Genomic DNA, 16,806 nt, shown 5'->3' with positions numbered 1-16,806 from the left:
CGGCTGCCCTGAATCTGCTTCTGAACCTGCTTCTGAACCTGCTTGCGAACCTGCTCTTGATCACTGTCACGTGGTCATTGTGAGTCAGCCCTCTGCAGGTTCCCGATCCGGCGGCGGATGTCGAAGGCGCCGGCCTGATCGCCCCCGTTCTCGTGGTACGGCAGGAGTCTCTGGTACTCCGTCAGCGCCGCCGCCGCCTCGCCCAGCTGCTCCAGGCACAGCGCCGCGTCGAGGCGGAACCGCAGGACCTGCGGGTCGGCCGGACCCGCCTCCGCCGCCCGCTCGTCGGCGAGGCGGCGCAACTCCGGCAGGGCGCGGCGGTACTGGCCGTCGTCCATCAGGGTCGTCGCGTACTGCTTGCGCAGGATGCGGACGACCGGCGACCGTTCGCCGTGCTCGGCCGCGGCGGCAGGCAGGATGCCACCGAGGATGTCGACGGCCTGTGTGAGGGAGCCCTCGCCGAGCAGCCGCTTGACCTCGTCGACGGCGGCGGCGACGTCCGGCGGCGCGGCGGACGGCACGGCGGGCGGGGGTGTCGCGGGCGGTACGGGTGGTACGGCGGGCGGGGGTGCCGCTGGTGCCTGGATGGGCACGCGCGCGGGGACCGGCACGCGCGCGACGGGGGCGTGGTCGGGCCAGGGGGCGTGGGGGCGGAGGAAGGGGCGCGTCGGGTCGAGCGGCCCGGCGGGGAGACCGCGCGCGGGCAGCAGCGGCAGCAGCGCCTCGTACACCTCGTGCGCGCCGGACGGCCGGTGCTGCGGGTCCTTGGCGAGGAGCCGCAGGACCAGCGCCTCCAGTGCCTCCGGTACCTCGGGCCGCAGCAGGCGGACGGGCAGCGGGGGCTCGTACAGATGCCGGTGCAGGACGCCGAGCGCGGTGGAGCCGGCGAACGGCACGTTCCCGCTGAGGAGTTCGTGGAGCAGGATGCCGAGGGCGTACAGATCGGTGTACGGGCCGACGGCGCCGCCCATCGCCTGCTCGGGCGCCATGTAGGCGGGGCTGCCGATGGGCGAGCCGGTGTGGGTGAGGCGGGTGGTGTCGCTGTCGAGGACGGAGGCGACGCCGAGGTCGAGGACGGTGACGGTGCCGTCGGGGCGCACCATCACATTGCGCGGCTTGAGGTCGCGGTGGACGATCGGCACCGCGTGCACGGCGGCGAGCACCGCGCACAGCTGCGCGGCGACGGAGACCGCCCACTGCCAGGGGTAGGGGTCGTGCTCGGCGAGATGGTCGGCGAGGTCCGCGCCCTCGACGTACTGCATGACGAGGTAGAGGTCGTCGTCGTCGCTGCCGGCGTCGTGGACGGTGACCAGGCCCGGGTGGTCGACCTGGGCCGTGACCCGGCATTCGCGCACGAAGCGGCGGCGGAGCTCGTCGGCGGCGGTCGCGGGGCCGGTGAGGCTGGCGGGCCGGAACAGCTTGACGGCGACCCGCCGGTCGAGCCGTCCGTCGTACGCCGTCCAGACCTGGCCCATGCCGCCCTGACCGATGACGGTGGACAGTTCGTAACGGCCGCCGATGACGCGTCCGTTCACCGACCGCCCTCTCGCCGGTCCTTGCGGAGGAGGTCGCTGAGCTCGTCCAGCTCGGCACGGACCTGCTCGATGCGGGGAGCGGGCGTGGACGGCGGCTGGGGTGCGTACGCCTGGGGCGGCACCGAGGGCCGAACGGGAGGCTGGGCGGGAGGCTGGGCGAGGGGCTGGACGGGTACCTGCTGCGACACCGTCGCGGCGGCCGGCGGATGGCCGTAGCCGAATCCGTACGCGTACGGCGCGACGGGCGGCCGCCGGTGGTGCCGGATGTCGACCACCAGGTAGTACGCGGTCACGACGGCCATCTGAACCAGCAGTCCCGCCATGCCCACGTTCGATATCCAGTGGTCGGCGAGGCGCTGCTCCAGCGTGGCCAGGCAGGCGATGTTCAGCACGAGTTGAGCCCAGAAGAGGGCCCAGTCCCGGCGGCCGCGCCGCATGATCGCGATCCGCAGCATCCCGATCCACGCGAGGAACCCGAAGGAGATCACCATCAGCACGCAGACGAGCACGCGCACGACGATCTCACCGGCCGACGGACCGATGCTGCGCGGTGGCGTCATGGGCGCGTGACCGTGCATGGGTGTCGCTCCTGGGGTGCGGACGGGCGAGGCGGAGTACGAGCGTATAAGGCGACCACGACAACCGGCCCAGGGTTGTACGGAAGCGGTGTCGCTCCCGTCACTCCGGTTGGACGCTGCCGTCGGCGAGTCCGTCGTACAGCCCCTGGACCAACTGCTCGCCGAGCCGGCCCGCCAGGCGCAGGGCGTCCTCGAACGCCGCCAGGGCCCGGAACCGTTCGCCGTAGCGCCGCTGGTCGGCGAGGGGCAGCCGGGGCAGTTGGAGGCGTCGGACGTCGAGCCGGGTCGCGGTGGAGGCGAAGCTGCTGGCCTGCCGGTTGTTCGCGGTGCCGCGCAGGAAGCCGGCGAGGAACCAGGGGTCGAGCGCGGCCGGATCGGGGCGCAGGAGCTGCAGGTTGCGACCGAGTGCGGCGCCGGCGGTGGGCGCGTCGACAACCCGGGCGATCGAGCCGCCGCCGAGGACCGGGACGACGACGTCGCCCTCGCTCAGGAGGACGGGGTCCTCCGCGGGGCCGTCCGGGAGTGTCCCCGAGGGCGCGGCGCCGGAGAGCACGTCGTGCTCGGTGAGGACGCGGCCGCCGGCCGGGGAGGCCCCGGCGCCGCCGGCCCGGAGCTGGAGGGCGCCGGCGCGGGCGAGTTCGCCGACCGTGGTGAGGGTGCGGGCGGCGGGCCGGGTAGGGGCGCCGGGGGTGGGGGCGAGGCTCAGGGTGCGGCGCAGGGTGTCGTCCAGGCGCGCGCGTACGGCTTCGAGTTCGGTGGCCGAGCCGCCCGTGGCCGGGGCTGCCAGGTGGCGTGCGGGGGCGAGGTCGACGTCGTCGTCGAGGAGTTCGATGACGGGGACCGAGCGGCTGACGCCGGGTTGGTCCCGGCCGCTCCAGGCGTCGAGGACGGCGGCCTGAACGGTCGGCCAGGGCAGTGTGGCGCGTCCGCCGTCCGGGACGAGGGAGGTGGTGTCGACGAGGAGCAGTTCGGGGGCGGGCCGGTGGTCGTGTCCGGGCCGGTTCAGCACCCAGAGGTGGAGCGGGATGCCGTACGGGGGCGCGGCGCCGGCCGGCAGGGCGATGACGGCCCGCAGGGCGCCGCGGCGCAGCAGGTCGGCGCGGATGCGGCGGCCGGAGCGGCGGGAGGCGACGGCGGGGGGCATGAGGAGCACGGCTGTGCCGCCGTCGCGGAGCCGGGCGAGCGCGTGCTGGACCCAGGCCAGTTCGGATTCGGTGCGGGCCGGGAAGCCGTACTCCCAGCGCGGGTCGTAGGCGAGTTCGTCGTGGCCCCAGCCGCGTTCGTTGAACGGCGGGTGGCACAGGACGGCGTCGGCGGAGAGCGCGGGGAAGGCGTCGGCGCGCAGGGTGTCGGCGGCGGCGGAGCGGATGTCGGCGTCGCCGTGCAGCGCGAGGCGCAGGGCCGTGAGGGCGGCCAGTTCGGGGTCGGCGTCCTGGGCGTAGAGGGCGGTGGGGCGCTGGACGGCGCGCAGCAGCCCGCCGGTACCGGACGCGGGGTCGAGGACGGTGGGCGCGGGTCCGGCCGTCTCGGTGGCCAGGGTGGCCATGAGTTCGGCGAGGCCGGGCGGGGTGAGCGTGTACTGGCGCGGATTGGCGTCCAGGTGGCGGCCGAGCAGGAACTCGAAGGCCTGGCGTGCGCCGAGTTCGGCGGCGAGGTCGGCCGCGCCGCGCATCAGGGGGACGGAGGGGGCGACTTCGGCGGGGGCGGGGGTCCGTACGGCGCGGTCGAGGCCGAAGCGGGCGGTGAGGAGCTCTTCGAGGGCGGAGGGCAGGGCGTCGGCCAACCGCTCGTCGGGGAGCGCGGCGAGTCCGACCCAGCCGGTGGGCCTGTCCCGTACGAGCAGGAGTGCGCAGCCGGTGTGGACGAGGGCGGTGACCGTGCCGGCCGGGTGGGCGGCGAGCTGCTGCCAGACGCGCTCGCGGAGGGGGACCTCGACGAGCTTGCCCTGGTCGCGGAGCCACTGCTCGACCTCGGCGAGGGCGAAGGAGGGGCTGGTCTCGGTCCCGCCGACGGGCTTGGGGAAGTCCTCGTGGCGGCGCCGCCAGTTGCTGACGGCGGCCCGGCCGACACCGGCGAGCCGGGCGATTCCGGCGGCGGTGACCTCTGCTGCGTGCTCGTCCGGCACCTGTCCGTCTCCCCTCGCGCGTCTGTGAACCATGAGCATACCGATCGGATCGGTTCACAGTGTGAGTCGATCCGAATTCCGTGAACCGTGTTGACTCGGTTCACAAGCTCTGCTGTGATTGACCCATCGCAAACGGAGTTCCCACCAGCGCCCCGGAAGGTGCCACAGCCATGTCTCAGCAGCAGCGCAACTGGTTCGCCCGCCACAAGGTCCTCGCCGCCACCGGCGCGATCGTCGCGATGGTCTCCATCGGCGCGACGGGGTGCGAGGACGGCGCGGGCACCTCCTCGAAGGGCTCGGCGAAGCAGGAGCAGTCGGCGAAGCCGGGTGGCGAGAAGAAGGCCCCCGAGGGCAAGAAGGCCGTCACCGTGGACGGCGACGGCGACTTCGAGGTCGGCAAGGACGTGAAGCCGGGCCTCTACCGCTCCACCGGCAACGAGGACGGCCTCTGCTACTGGGAGCGCGCGAAGGACTCCTCGGGCGAGACGGACTCGATCCTCGCCAACGACAACGTCACGGGCACGAGCTACGTCCAGATCACGCCCACGGACAAGCTCTTCAAGTCCTCCGGCTGCGGGAAGTGGGAGGCCGTCGACGAGAAGGCGAAGGGCACCCCGAAGGCGGCCCCGAAGGGCGACGGCGGCATGTTCAAGGTGGGCGTGGACATCGCCCCCGGCACGTACAAGTCGACGGGCAACAAGGACGACGGCTGCTACTGGGAGCGCTCGAAGGACGCCTCCCACAACACGGACGCGATCCTCGCGAACAACAACGTCTCGGGCACGGCGATCGTGAAGATCGCGGCGACGGACGGCTACTTCAAGACGTCGGGCTGCGGCGACTGGACCAAGACGGGCTGAGGCCGGCGCCTCTCGACCGACCGCGGGGCTCCGCCACGAACGCCCGGCGGAGCTCAGGCGTCCGGGCCTGGCGCACCAGCCCGCGCTCGGACGCCTGCCCATGCCGACCGGCGGCACGGGGACACCGCGGACCTGTCGGCGGTTCTGCGATCAGCAGTCGCTGTTCTCCGTACGGAGACTCTCCGCCTCGCTCAGGTTCTCGTCGATCATGCGGCGGAAGAAGTCGGTGAACGACGCGTACCGTTCCACTTCGGCTCCGGCGATCCAGATCACCGGAGCCGGCGCGCCTCCCCGCACCACGGACATCACGAAGAAGTCGATGGTCGTGCTGGAAGCGGCGATCGGCAGCAACGCCTCGGGGTCGAGCCCCGAGTTCGCGAGATGCTCCGGTTCGAGGGTCTTCACCAGGCTCCGAGCCGTGGCGAGGGCAGGCGACCCCAGCAACTCCCCCGTACCGAACAGGTCGACGTCCTGCATGAGTGCGGGCCAGCCGTCGGCTTCGCGCAGGAACGAGACGTACGCGCTGTCGAGCTCGTGCCCGAGCCTCCGGACCACCTCCCGAAGCCGCTCCACATCCGCGGGAGGCCGGGGCTCCTCGCAGCGCCAGAGCCCCTCGACATCCCCCTGACGCACGCGAGCCTTGGCCTCCCGCATGCGCTGCATGTCACCGGACCAGTCGATCACCGGCCATCCCTGTCATCCAGGGTGACGAGGGTGAGCGTCGGACCGTAGGCATCGGGTTCGCCCGTCACCGAGACCTCGAACCCCCGCCCCGGAAAGGCCTCCCGGGCCGCGCCTCGCCACATGGCGGCGACCTCCTCCGCCAGAGCCGGCAGGGCCGCGTACTCCGCGTCCGAGGTGGGCGTGAAGTAGTCCCACAGATGGATCCGGTTCACCACGGACTCGACCGCACGCAGGTCGCCCGACAGATGCTCGATCCACACGTCGACCCCGTCCCGGCCGAACCGGAAGCCGAGGAAGACCCCGCCTGCGAACTCCACGAACCCCGGCCGGAACAGGGCAGCCAGGGCCACGGCCTGCGCGACCGAGACGTTGGCGGACATGAAGCCCTGAAGGTGGAAGTCGTCCGACTCGACGACCCACTCCTCGAGCTCCGGCAGACCTCTGGGGTTCAGATCCACGGGATCGACTCACCGCACACGCGCCACACCATCCGTGCAGCGTACCCAGCTGGGGGGCGGGCCGTTCCGGAAGGCTCGGCCGACCAGGCCGGAAGGTCCCCACCACAGCATGAAGCCCCCGGAGGGAGCTCCAGGGGCTTCATGTGGGACGGCGAACCGTCTCAGCTGTGGGATCGGCGCACTGCGCGAAGGCGTTCCGCAGCAGTCGCTCTGACCCGCTTCGTCTCACCCTCCTCCGCCAGTTCGGCGAGGAGTCGTGCGTCACCGACCTGCTCGGCCAGCTTCAGCTGAAGCCACACCGACCAGTCCTCCCTTTCCACTTCCCTCCCGCCGAGCGCAGCCTCCAGGACCTGCAGATCCTGAGACCTGCGTTGGGCGTACGCCCGCTTGTCCTCCGAGTGCAAGGCACGCACCCACGGCTCGTGTTCCTCCGCCGGCAACCGCTCCAACATCTGGAGAACCACCGACGACGCGACAGCGGGATCGGGCTCGTTCTCCAGTGCCCTGCGGAGTGGAGCCCATGCGTCGGGGGCGGCCATGGCCCGCTGATACAGGCCCCAGCGGGCGTGTTCGTCGTCGACGGCAGCCTTCTCACCGCCGAGCTGCGCGTGCAGCTCGGCGAGGCACTCATTTAGGGATTGCTGGGACACGTACTACCTACCGCCGTTCTGGTCGGCCCATCAGATGCCCACGCTGGTTCCGTGGTTGTTCGAGAAGCTCTGGGACTTGCCGTGCTTTTTTGGATCCTTCTACATCGCGCGCACCGAAGACCCAGCCCCACCAAGGCCCACCACGACCCGGCAGAGGGTATATCGGAGAGGAATCGGAAGGGGCCGTGTCCCGTCGGTTGCAACCGACGGGACACGGCCCCAGGATTTCCGACCTGCGGTCGGCGACAGAACTACGAGCGTGCTAGTCGCTCAAAGTGTTCCGATAGCGGATCCACAATCGCTCGATCCACTCGTTCGATCCCTCTGGCGGCTCGGCGGTCACCGGCGCCGTGGGAGCGGACTCCACCAGGTGCAGCAGCGTCCAGGCCAGCCCGAAGCACTCGTCGTCGCCGAAGGCACCCAGAAGAAGCTGCGCCTCTTCGTCGGTGACCGGCTTCTCGATCGCGTGGAGGGCATTGGTGAGTTCCTCGAACGCCTCGTCACCCTCCTCGGAGTCATCCTCCTCGGACGGGAGGGGGCCGAGTCGCATGAACTCGTGTACCTCATCCCTGATGGTCACTCTGGCTCCTACTTCAGAAGGTTCGGATAGTTGGCTCGGTAGTACCGCATGATACCTTGGATGGCCGAATTGAAGTAGCTGGGATCTCCGTGATTCTTCTGACCAATCCATCGGAGATTCGCGAAGTCCTTGGCAAGAACCTCACGGAAACTCAGCCCAGCATCCAATCGCTTCGTCTTCCTTCCCGCAGGACCGTATGTCCGAGTCAACTTGTGATCGGCATCCGTCATCATGTGCGCAGCGAAGTCGCGATAATTCGGAATGCGACCCGATGCAGCCTGCGGAATGTGATTGGGCGTGAGGTCGTCGCCGGTCCGCGCCCGGCCATCCAGGTCACCGAACCGTCCCGTCTCATGCTCCTGAACCGCGTCACGCACCTTTCCACCAGTGGCGCAACGGCAGGAGGTGGCGTGAGCCGGGTTCGAACCACCACAGTTGTGGACCAGAACCTCGGTGTCCTCACCTGCGGCCACGTGGTACGTGTGCAGGCCCTCCACGCTCAGGTCGTACGTGACGCGCTGCGCCGTGTACGACTTCACGTCGAGAATCGACGTCGGCAGACCGTCACCGTTCTGGAGCTTCAGCCCGGCCTTGAGGTCCGTTGCCTGGGTCCAGGCGTTGCGGACCATCTCGTAGAACTGGTGGTGCTTGGTGGTCTTGATCGTCTTCGGACCGGCCTTCGTTTCCACGACGACATCGACGTAGTCACGGTCGGTCTTGGTGACGATCACCTCCTTGACCCGGTGCTTCTCCTTCACCTTCTTGCCAGGCTCGGCCGTCAGGACGTAGTCCCCGGCCTTGACCTGCGAGATCGGCTTCTTCGTGCCGTCGGCGAGCACCACCTTCGTGTCGCCGGAGAAGCTGTGCGGCGTGATGCTGCACGTCGTCGGACGGTCGGGTACCGGCTGCGCGTCCGGCTCCGGTGCCGCCTTCGACTTCGGGCCGCGAGCATTGCCCGCCGCGCCGAAGACACCGCCCATGGCCGCGCCGATGGCCGAAGCCTTCGCCGCGCCCGCGACCGAGCAGCCCTCCTCGCTGTTCACGCACGAGGTGCCGTACTCGACCGCTCCGCTCACCGCGCCATCTGCCGCGCCGCCGGCCGCGCCGGAAAGCAGTCGGCCCGCCGTGCCCGAGAGAAGTCGGCCCGCTGCGCCGGCGGCGAGACCGCCGACCGCGCCGCCGACCACACCGGTCACCGCGCCGACCGCAACAGCTCCGAGGAAGCCACCGATCGACTTCGGGCCGTCGCTCATCATGTAGCCGACACCGTTGGCCGCAGCGCCCGCGAGGGCTGCGCAACCGAGGGCACCGACACCGGCCGTAATGGCCGTACAACCGGCGAAGACCACGATGCCAGTGGCCACCGCCGCGATGGTCGAGGCGTGTTGCTTGACGAAGTTGGCTGTGGCCTTGGCCGCCTTCTTGACGGCTCTGCCGACCTTCTTGGCTGCCTTGACCACCTTCTTCGCTACGTGTTTGACCGCCTTGGCGACCTTCCGCACGGTCTTCTTGACGTGCTTGACGACCTTGTGGACGTAGCGCTTGACCCGCTTGTACGTGCGTTTGACGTATCTCTTGACCTTGCGGACGCTGTCGGACACGTACCGCACGGCCTTGCGGACCGCACGCTTGGCCCGCTTGACGGCCTTCTTGACCGCCTTCTTGACCTTCTTCGCGGCCCTCTTGACGACCTTGGCGACCTTCTTGACTGCCGCCTTGGTCTTCTTGTAGGCCGACTTGACGGTCTTCTTGACCTTCTTGGTGACCTTCTTGACGGCCTTCTTGATGGAATCCCAGAAGTGGCCGGTCGGGTCGACACCCGTCATCGGGTTGCCGTTGGCGTACGCGTAGCGGTTCGCGTTCACCGAGTTGCCGACCGGGTCAAGACCCATCGTGTCCCGGCTGTTGAACTGCCCGGTGTCCGGTGAATACCAGCGCGCGGCCATGTTGACCTTGGCGGTCGTCGGGTCGGTCCAGCCGGACTGGTAACCGAGTGCACCGAGCATGCCGGAGGTCTGGACGACCTTGCCGAACGGCGAGTACGTCTTCGACCCGGTCAGCGCCTCACCGGTCGCCGTGAACTGCGCCACCACATCGGTGTGCAGGTCCGTCAGCGCGAGCACCGCCGACACCGACGTCTTCACGCCGATCAGCGAACCGTCCGCGTCGCGGCTGTAGGACGTCACACCGTCCGAGGCCACATCGTTGGAGACGCCGCTGTACTTGAAGGAGTAGAGCGGGGAACCAGTCTCGTCCTTGGCTTCGAGCACCCGGTCGAGTCCGTCGTACGTATACGTACGGTCGCCCTCGTTGATGACACGGTTGAAGGCGTCCGCCTTCAACGCCGTCATCTTCCCGCCCTCGTCCGTCACCGCGCTCATCGTGCCGCGCGCGGTGTACAGGTACGTGCTGTGTCCGTCCGACGTGAGCCGGTTACGGGCGTCGTAGGTGTACGTGTCACCACCCACGCGAGTCCGGTTGCCGGACGCGTCGTAGCCGTAGACCTCCGTCGTCGTCCCGTTGTTCCAGGACGCCAGGCGGTCGGCCCAGTCGTACGTGTAGGTGTTGGTCGAAGATCCCGCGAGGCCCGTGGTCGTCTTCGACGTCGCGTTGTCGTTCACGTCCCACCCGTAGGTGATGGACGAGAGCTCCTTTCCGGTCGGCGAGATCAGCTTGTCGCTGGTCACTCGCTGCAGCGCGTCATAGCCGAACGAGCGCTTCGCCTTCCCGGCTCCGTAGTCGATCGTCGTGACGGCGTTGTTCACGTCGTAGGTGTACGTGGCCGTCGTACCGGTGGCCCCGTCGTTGACGGTCTTCAACCTGCCCGCGGTGTCGTAGCCGTACGTCGACGTGCCGGACGCGTCCGTACGGGTGGTCATCGCACCGTCGCCGTTCCAGGCGAAGGACGACGCACCGGAGGGTCCGGACGTGGACAGCAGCAGACCTCGGTCGTCGTACGAGAAGGTGTTCTTCTCCTCGCCGGCGCCCGCGACGGCCGTCACTCGGTCGTCCGAGTCGTAGGCATAGGTGTGGTCGACCGTCGCGGCCTCCGCACCCGTGCCCGTCTGACGGATCAGACGGCTCTTCGCGTCGTATTCGTGCGTGACGACGACACCACCCGGAGAACGCATCTCCTTCACGCGCCCGCCGACGTCGTACGTCGTCGTGAACGTCCGGTCCGCGAGGTTCGGATGGGCCGGCGTCGACGGTTCGATCGTCGACTCCGGCATGCCCCACGAGTTGTAGGTCGTCAGGAACGCGTTACCACGACCATCGGTGAAACGCGTCCGGTTGCCCGCCACGTCGTAGCCGTAGGTGGTCGTGATCGACTCGGTCGCGGAGACCGGTTCGACCGCCTTGGTGACCATGCCGGTGGCATCGACCGTGTAGGTGGTGGTGTGCCCCCGGTAGTCGGTCAGCGACAGCGGGTTCCCCGCACGGTCGTAGGTGAAGCTGTTGCTGCGGAGCACCGCCCCGGACGCGTCCAGGTCGGCGGTCGCCTTCAGCAGACCGAAACCGTCGTACGTGTTCTTCGTGCTGGTGCCGTCGGCTTCCTTCGAGCTCACCACCTGGCCGTCGAACGCGTACGTGAACGTGGACTTGTTGCCCGCCCCGTCCGTGTGCTCGACGACCTCACCCACGGCGTTGTACTTGTACGACTCCGTGATGCCGGTCGGCGAAACGGTCCGGGACAGCTCACCACCCGGAGCGTTGTACTCGCTGATCGCCGTGAACGCGCGCTGCGTCGGCTGGCGCACGATGTCCGTGCTGGTCAGCGGACGACCCAGGTAGTCCCAGGTGGTCTCCTCCCGAGCACCGTTCGGCCGGGTGGCCGACAGCTGCTCGCCGTTGGTCGAGTAGGTGTACGTCGTCGTACCGCCGCCGGGCTCCGTGACCGAGGCCAGGTCGCCGAGCTGCGTGTACGTGTACGTGGTGCGGCTGCCCAGGGGGTCGACCTCCGCCGTGACCTGACCGAGCCTGTTGTACTCGTTCCACGTCGTGGCCTGGATCGCCGTCGTGCCACCCGGAGCGGTGTAGTTCGGCGAGGTCACCGAGGACTCCTGGCCCTCGGCGTCGTACGCCGTCACCGTCACGTTGCCCAGCGGGTCGGACGACTCGGTCGCCTCGCCGAAGGTGTTGTACCCGGTCAACGACACGGGGCGGACGGAGACCGGGGCCCCGCCGTTCTGCTCCGCGTTGACGGCCGGCTCCGTGACGGCGGTCTGCTGGCCCGCCTCGTCGTAGCCGTAGTCGGTGACGCTGCCGTTGGCGTCCGTCATCGACTGAGGCAGACCGCGCTGGTCCAGCTCCCAGGTGGTGGTACGGACAGAGCTGCCCGCTGCGGGGAGCGTGCCGCCCTTGACCGCGGTGACCTGGGCCGCGGTCAGCGCCTCGCCGTAGACCTGGACGTCGTCGAGGGCACCCTTGTGGTACTCGGCGTAGGCACCGCTCGCCTTGCGGCGGCCGATCTGCAGCGGGCCGGTCCCCTCCCAGGGAGAGGTGTACGCGGCCTCCTGGATCAGCGAACCGTTGACGTAGAGACGGATCTTGCCCGCCGCCGCGTCGTAGACACCGGTCAGGTGGGTCCAGGTTCCGGCCGTCACCGCCGCGGTGCCGGACGAGACCCGGGTCAGGGTCGGACCGGCGGTGTCCGTGGCCGGACGGTTGAAGGTCCAGCCGTAGGTGGTGGAGTAGTACAGCTGGAAGGTGTTGCCGACCGTACCGTCCTGAGCCAGGAACGAGTGGTTCGCGGTGGTGTCGTCCAGCCGCACCCACGTCGCGACGGTGAAGCTGCCGCTGGTGTTGACCGCAGGCTGCGCGGTCGTGCCGTAGCTGGTCGTCGTGCCGTTGAAGACGGCCGCGCCACCACGCTCGGTGGAGCGGGTGACCCCGCTGGTCAGCGTGGCCTGGTTGTTGCCTCCGGAGGAGTCACCGGCCGTCGTGCCGCTGGTCTCGTCCATCTTCCAGCGGCCCACCGGGGCGGTCGTGCTGTCGTGGACGGTGTTGCCCGTGACGTTGCCCAGGTTGTCGTAGCGCGTGTCCGTGGTGGAGCTCTCACCGGTCGCCGGGTCGTACTCCGTCTCGGACACCACGTTGTCGTCCGGGTCGTAGCTGACCTTGTTGCTCCGGGCGAGCCCGTTCGGGTCGAGGACCGAGCTGGTCGTTCGGTCGGCCGCGTCCACCGTGAAGGTGCTGCGCGTCTGGCCGTCGTTGGTGATCTGCTCGATCAGGTTGCCGGCTGCGTCGTAGCTGTTCGCCTGCTCCGTGAAGGACTTGCCGGTCTGCGGGTCCTTGCGGACCACGGTCGCGGCCAGGCCGTCGTCGGTGTAGGTGTACGCCGTGACCCAGCCCATCGCGTCGGTGATCGACGCGAGGCGGCCCGCCGGGTCGTACGCCCGCGACTCCTGGACCAGGGTCGTCGGCGCCGACGGGTTGTTCGGGTCGCCCGTGTAGTTCAGCAGGCTGGTGGTGAGCGGACGCTGCTCGGCGTCGAAGGTGTAGGTGTTGACGTTCCCCGCGGGGTCCGTCTCCTTGACCTTGTTGCCGTAGACGTCGTACTCGAACGACGTGGTGTCGCCGCCCGGGTCCGTCCTGGTCGCCAGCATGTTGTGCGCGTCGTACGTCATCGACGTCGTACGCGCCGTGTCACCACCGCTGAGGTCGGCGACGGTCTGGGACAGGATGTTGCCGTCCGGGTCGAACGCCGTCGTCGTCTTCGCCTGGTGCACCGCACCGGTGACCCGGTTGGTGACCTTCGGGTCCGTCTCGGTGACGACCTGGTCGTTCTTGTCGTACGTCTGCGACGTGACGAGACCGGCCGGATGGGCGTCGGATATCTCGGTCTTGGTGATCTGGCGACCGAGGTTGTCGTACGTGTACTTCACCTTGGCGCCGTTGGCGTCGGTGATCTCGGCGAGGTCACCGTTGGCGTAGTAGGTGTACGACGTCTTCTTGCCACCGGCCGTGGTCACCTGGGCCACGAGACCGGCCGGCGCCTTCGCGGTGCCGCCCTCCGCCGCCACGGTGGCGGTGGTGGTGTACGTCGTCGACGCGGTCCGGCCATTGGGGTGGCCGGGCACCGGCGGCGTCGTCACCGACAGGAGGTTGCCCCCCGTGTCGTACGAGTACGACGTCAGGTAGGTGTTGTCCGTGGGGCCCGAGGAACGGCCGTCGCGCTCGGTGAGCACGAGATCGTTGCGCAGGTCCATCGGCGGCAACACCGTGGTCGCGTCCGGGAAGTACGTGTAGTACTCCGTCGAACACTTGTTGGCCTTGGTGTCCTGGCAGGTGGTCTGGGAGACCGCGTTGCCCCGGACGTCGTGGCCGGTGATGGAGCGGTTGCCGTTGGCGTCGGTCACGGTGTGCAGGAAGCCACCCGTGTCGTAGCCGTAGGTGGTCCGCTTGCCCTCGGTGTCGATCGCGGCGAGCAGACGGTTGCCCATCTCCGCGTCGTACACGTAGGTCAGCGTCTTGTTGCTCGGATCGGTCAGCTTGACCGTGCGCACCGGTGCGACACCGGAGGATGCCTTGTAGGCGGACCAGTGGGTCGCGACGTCGGCGTCGGTCAGGCCCTTGGCGTGGACCGCGACCTCGGCGATGGAGCCGGTGAAGTAGCTGACGGCACCCGGCGAGCTGTACCAGTTGCTGAAGCCGGCGCCGATGAACGTCCGCGACGTCGTCTGGTCGTTCGGAGCACCGGTGCAGGTGCCCTGCTTCACACCGTCCAGGTAGAGCGTCTGCGTGGTACCGGCGGCCGACAGGACGGCGTGATGCCACTTGTCGTCCGCGACCTCGCCCGTGGAACCGAGCGTGGCCTGGCCGTTGCAGGTGCTGCTCCACCAGTGGCCGTGCAGCTTGTTGTCCGCGCCGACATAGAGCAGGTCGCTCCAGCTGCCGGTGACTCCGCCGGGGTTGTTCGGAGCGACGCTCTGGTCGCTCATGATCACGCCGGGTTCGGCGGTCTTGAACCACAGCTCGACCGACCGGTCGGCTTTGGCGTGCAGCGGACCGTAGGGGATCTCCACGAAGGAGCTGGACCCGTCGAACGTCGCCGCGGTCACGTCATCCGCGCCGAAGGGACCCTCCGTGCCCTGGATGACGTTGTTGTACGTACCGAAACCGGTGTTGACCTGGTTCGCGGCCTGCGCCGCAGCCTGGGTGTCGTCCAGACGCCAGTAACCGGCCGGCGCGCTGCCCATCACCGCGGAGCGGTAGACCTGCGAGGAGCCGGTGATCGTGGCCGGGTTGAGCTTCCACGTACCGCCGTTGCCGTCGGTGGCCTGCAGGACCAGGTCGTCGGTGGTGCCGTAGACGACCGAGGCCTGCGTCTTGCCGTTCGGAGTGGTGATCGTCTTCAGCAGACCCGCGGACCGCTTCGCGGCCTGGTACTGCGCGGAGATCACATCCTGGCCCAGCGGCTCGGAGAAGATCGCCACCTCGGCCATCTGACCCGTGAAGTGCCCCAGCTGGTCGTTCGGGTTCATCGACGGCCAGCCGTCGGTGTTCACACCCGCACCCAGGCTGATGTAGGGCTGCACCCAGTCATTGATCGTGCCCGCCAGCGAACCCTGCGAGACACCGTCCAGGTACAGGGTCTGGGTGTTCGCCATACCCGTCAGGACCGCGTTGTGCCACTGACCGTCCGTGACGGTCGCAGCCGACGTGATCGTCGACATACAGCCCGGCGACATCGCCAGACAACCCCGCAGCTTGCCGTCCATACCGACATAGACGGCAGGGGTGTTCTTCGTCGTGTTCGCGACCGGGTTCGGGTCGCTCAGCGGCTTGTCACCGTAGTAGAACAGCACACCGCCGGCCGTGGTCGTCTTGAACCACAGCGACACCGACGTGTACGACGGCGTCGCACCCGGCGCACTGGGCATCTCCACGTACGAGGTGGTGCCGTTGAACGTCGCCGTCTTCTGCGTGGAGCCGGCGAGCACCGAGGAGCTGCCGAGCGTCACGTTCTTGTACGTGCCGTTGTACTGGCCCTGGTTGGCGTCGATCGCGTCGGCGGCCAGGGTGCCGGAGGTCTCACCGAGGCGCCAGTAGGCGAACGGGTCGGCGTCCAGGACGGTGGTGCGGTAGTGGTTGCCGGTGGCGTACGTGTACGTCGTGCACTTCGTCCAGTCCGCCGGCGGACACACCTTCGTCAGCTGGTCACCGGTGTAGCCGTACTGCCACGTCTGCGCCGTGGCCGCATCGCCCACCGTCGACGGGTCGGTCGCCACCGTCTGGACATGCCAGGTCGTGGCACCGGCCGGCTGCGACCAGGCGAGGGTGAGAGACCTCTTCGAGGTCTCGTTGGTGATCTTCGTCAGCCGCTTGTTCGTGTCGTACGTGAACGACTCGGTACGACCGGCGAAATCCTTGATCGTCTTGATCGCGTACGTACCGGCCTTCGCGGTGGCCTGCGTGAGGCCGTACTCCGTGAAGTCCTTGTCCGTCAGCAGATACCCCACCACCGGAGACACCGCCGGCGCCAGACGCGCGTAGCGGCCCAGCGGCGGCACGAACGTACCGTCGGTGTTACGGCCGAACGCGACCTGCTCACCACCCGGGTAGGTGATGACCACACTCGTGACCGTACCGGCGCCGTCCTTGACCTCGGTCGCCTTCATGTCGGCGATCGTCGACCAACCCGCACCGAAAGCACCGTCGATCCGCGGGTCGAGACTGTTGTAGGAGCGGTCGATCTCCAGGGACGGACCGACCACCTCCACGTCCGCGTCGGTGTCCTCGGTGGTGTAGTTGCCGTCCGACGGGTCGAACTCGTGGCCGTCGGTGTTCATCGACAGACCCGAGGTCACCGGCGGCTGCGGCACAGCGGTCGTAAAGCGGCTGGAGTGGACGATCTCCGTCGTGCCGTCACTGACGCCGACGAGCCACTCGTAGTTCTTCGACCACTTGAGCTTGCCCGCCGGGATCTTCCAGTTGCTCTTGGTGAGGGCACCGGAGGTGGCGACGGGCGTGGTGGAGCCGGTGTCGGCGTCGTAGACCTCGTAGCTGTACGACAGCGCGCTCGGACCCTTGTCGGCGTCGCTCGCGTAGACGAGCAGCTCCGGCTGGAGAGTGTTGGCCTGGAAGTTCTCCGGCGGGTAGGAGGCGTTGACCTGCGGGGCGGTGTTCGCCGTGTAGGTCAGGTCCAGGGCCGGGCGGAAGCCGGCGGTCGCCGAGTTGTCGGAGTGGAACTTCTTCCAGTGGAGCGCGTCGTTGGTCGGCGCGGTCATCGCGAGACCGTAGTTGGCGGCTCCGCCGGCGACTTGGTTGAACCAGGTGGTCGACAGGGAGACCGGCATCTTCACACCGACGCTGGCCGAGTTGCCCGTGTTGGAG

The 16,806-nt window shown here is 68.9% G+C and carries 9 protein-coding genes; 1 reads left to right on the top strand and 8 read right to left on the bottom strand.

Translation table 11 applies throughout. The annotated features are described in order from the left end of the window. Window positions 1–74: 74 nt before the first annotated feature. The 3 genes from J7E93_RS22760 to J7E93_RS22750 all read right to left on the bottom strand — a co-directional run bounded on the left by J7E93_RS22760 (window position 75) and on the right by J7E93_RS22750 (window position 4,271). Entirely contained in the window at window positions 75–1,535 is a 1,461-nt protein-coding gene (locus J7E93_RS22760; RefSeq protein WP_215071787.1) for a serine/threonine-protein kinase, read from the bottom strand. Then, on the bottom strand, window positions 1,532–2,113 hold the full coding sequence (locus J7E93_RS22755) for a hypothetical protein (protein ID WP_215071786.1): 582 nt from the start codon (window positions 2,111–2,113) through the stop codon (window positions 1,532–1,534). The genes J7E93_RS22760 and J7E93_RS22755 overlap by 4 nt, the downstream gene beginning before the upstream one ends. Window positions 2,114–2,213: 100 nt before the next feature. After that, window positions 2,214–4,271 carry an N-6 DNA methylase gene (locus tag J7E93_RS22750; protein ID WP_215071785.1) on the bottom strand — a complete coding sequence of 686 codons (2,058 nt, stop codon included), beginning with the start codon at window positions 4,269–4,271 and terminating at the stop codon, window positions 2,214–2,216. Window positions 4,272–4,408: 137 nt separating this feature from the next. On the opposite strand from J7E93_RS22750, the gene J7E93_RS22745 reads away from it, so the two are divergent. After that, a complete protein-coding gene (locus J7E93_RS22745; RefSeq protein WP_215071784.1) occupies window positions 4,409–5,098 on the top strand; it encodes a hypothetical protein in 690 nt (229 codons plus the stop codon). Between the two features lie 150 nt (window positions 5,099–5,248). On the opposite strand, the gene J7E93_RS22740 is transcribed toward J7E93_RS22745, so the two are convergent. From J7E93_RS22740 to J7E93_RS22720, 5 genes are all read right to left on the bottom strand, one after another. After that, window positions 5,249–5,782: an SMI1/KNR4 family protein gene (locus J7E93_RS22740; protein ID WP_251066933.1), complete on the bottom strand. Its 534-nt coding sequence runs from the start codon at window positions 5,780–5,782 to the stop codon at window positions 5,249–5,251. Then, window positions 5,779–6,240, bottom strand: coding sequence for a hypothetical protein (locus J7E93_RS22735; RefSeq protein WP_215071783.1), 462 nt, complete (start codon window positions 6,238–6,240; stop codon window positions 5,779–5,781). The genes J7E93_RS22740 and J7E93_RS22735 overlap by 4 nt, the downstream gene beginning before the upstream one ends. A gap of 161 nt (window positions 6,241–6,401) precedes the next feature. Beyond that, window positions 6,402–6,890: a hypothetical protein gene (locus J7E93_RS22730; RefSeq protein WP_215071782.1), complete on the bottom strand. Its 489-nt coding sequence runs from the start codon at window positions 6,888–6,890 to the stop codon at window positions 6,402–6,404. Between the two features lie 262 nt (window positions 6,891–7,152). Continuing rightward, window positions 7,153–7,470: a hypothetical protein gene (locus tag J7E93_RS22725; protein ID WP_215071781.1), complete on the bottom strand. Its 318-nt coding sequence runs from the start codon at window positions 7,468–7,470 to the stop codon at window positions 7,153–7,155. An 8-nt stretch (window positions 7,471–7,478) separates the two neighbouring features. Further along, a complete protein-coding gene (locus J7E93_RS22720) occupies window positions 7,479–16,769 on the bottom strand; it encodes a LamG-like jellyroll fold domain-containing protein (protein WP_251066932.1) in 9,291 nt (3,096 codons plus the stop codon). Window positions 16,770–16,806: the final 37 nt, after the last annotated feature.

This window comes from Streptomyces sp. ISL-36 (assembly GCF_018614205.1).
Taxonomy (GTDB): domain Bacteria; phylum Actinomycetota; class Actinomycetes; order Streptomycetales; family Streptomycetaceae; genus Streptomyces.
The sequence above is the reverse complement of the archived record's forward strand: the minus strand, read 5'-3'. Positions and strand labels throughout refer to the sequence as shown.

Bases quoted from the DNA above. Each gene is read 5' to 3' on its own strand.
- J7E93_RS22755 (WP_215071786.1), bottom strand. From the start codon at position 2,113: ATGCACGGTCACGCGCCCATGACGCCACCGCGCAGCATCGGTCCGTCG.
- J7E93_RS22750 (WP_215071785.1), bottom strand. From the start codon at position 4,271: ATGGTTCACAGACGCGCGAGGGGAGACGGACAGGTGCCGGACGAGCAC.
- J7E93_RS22745 (WP_215071784.1), top strand. From the start codon at position 4,409: ATGTCTCAGCAGCAGCGCAACTGGTTCGCCCGCCACAAGGTCCTCGCC.
- J7E93_RS22720 (WP_251066932.1), bottom strand. From the start codon at position 16,769: ATGCCGGTCTCCCTGTCGACCACCTGGTTCAACCAAGTCGCCGGCGGA.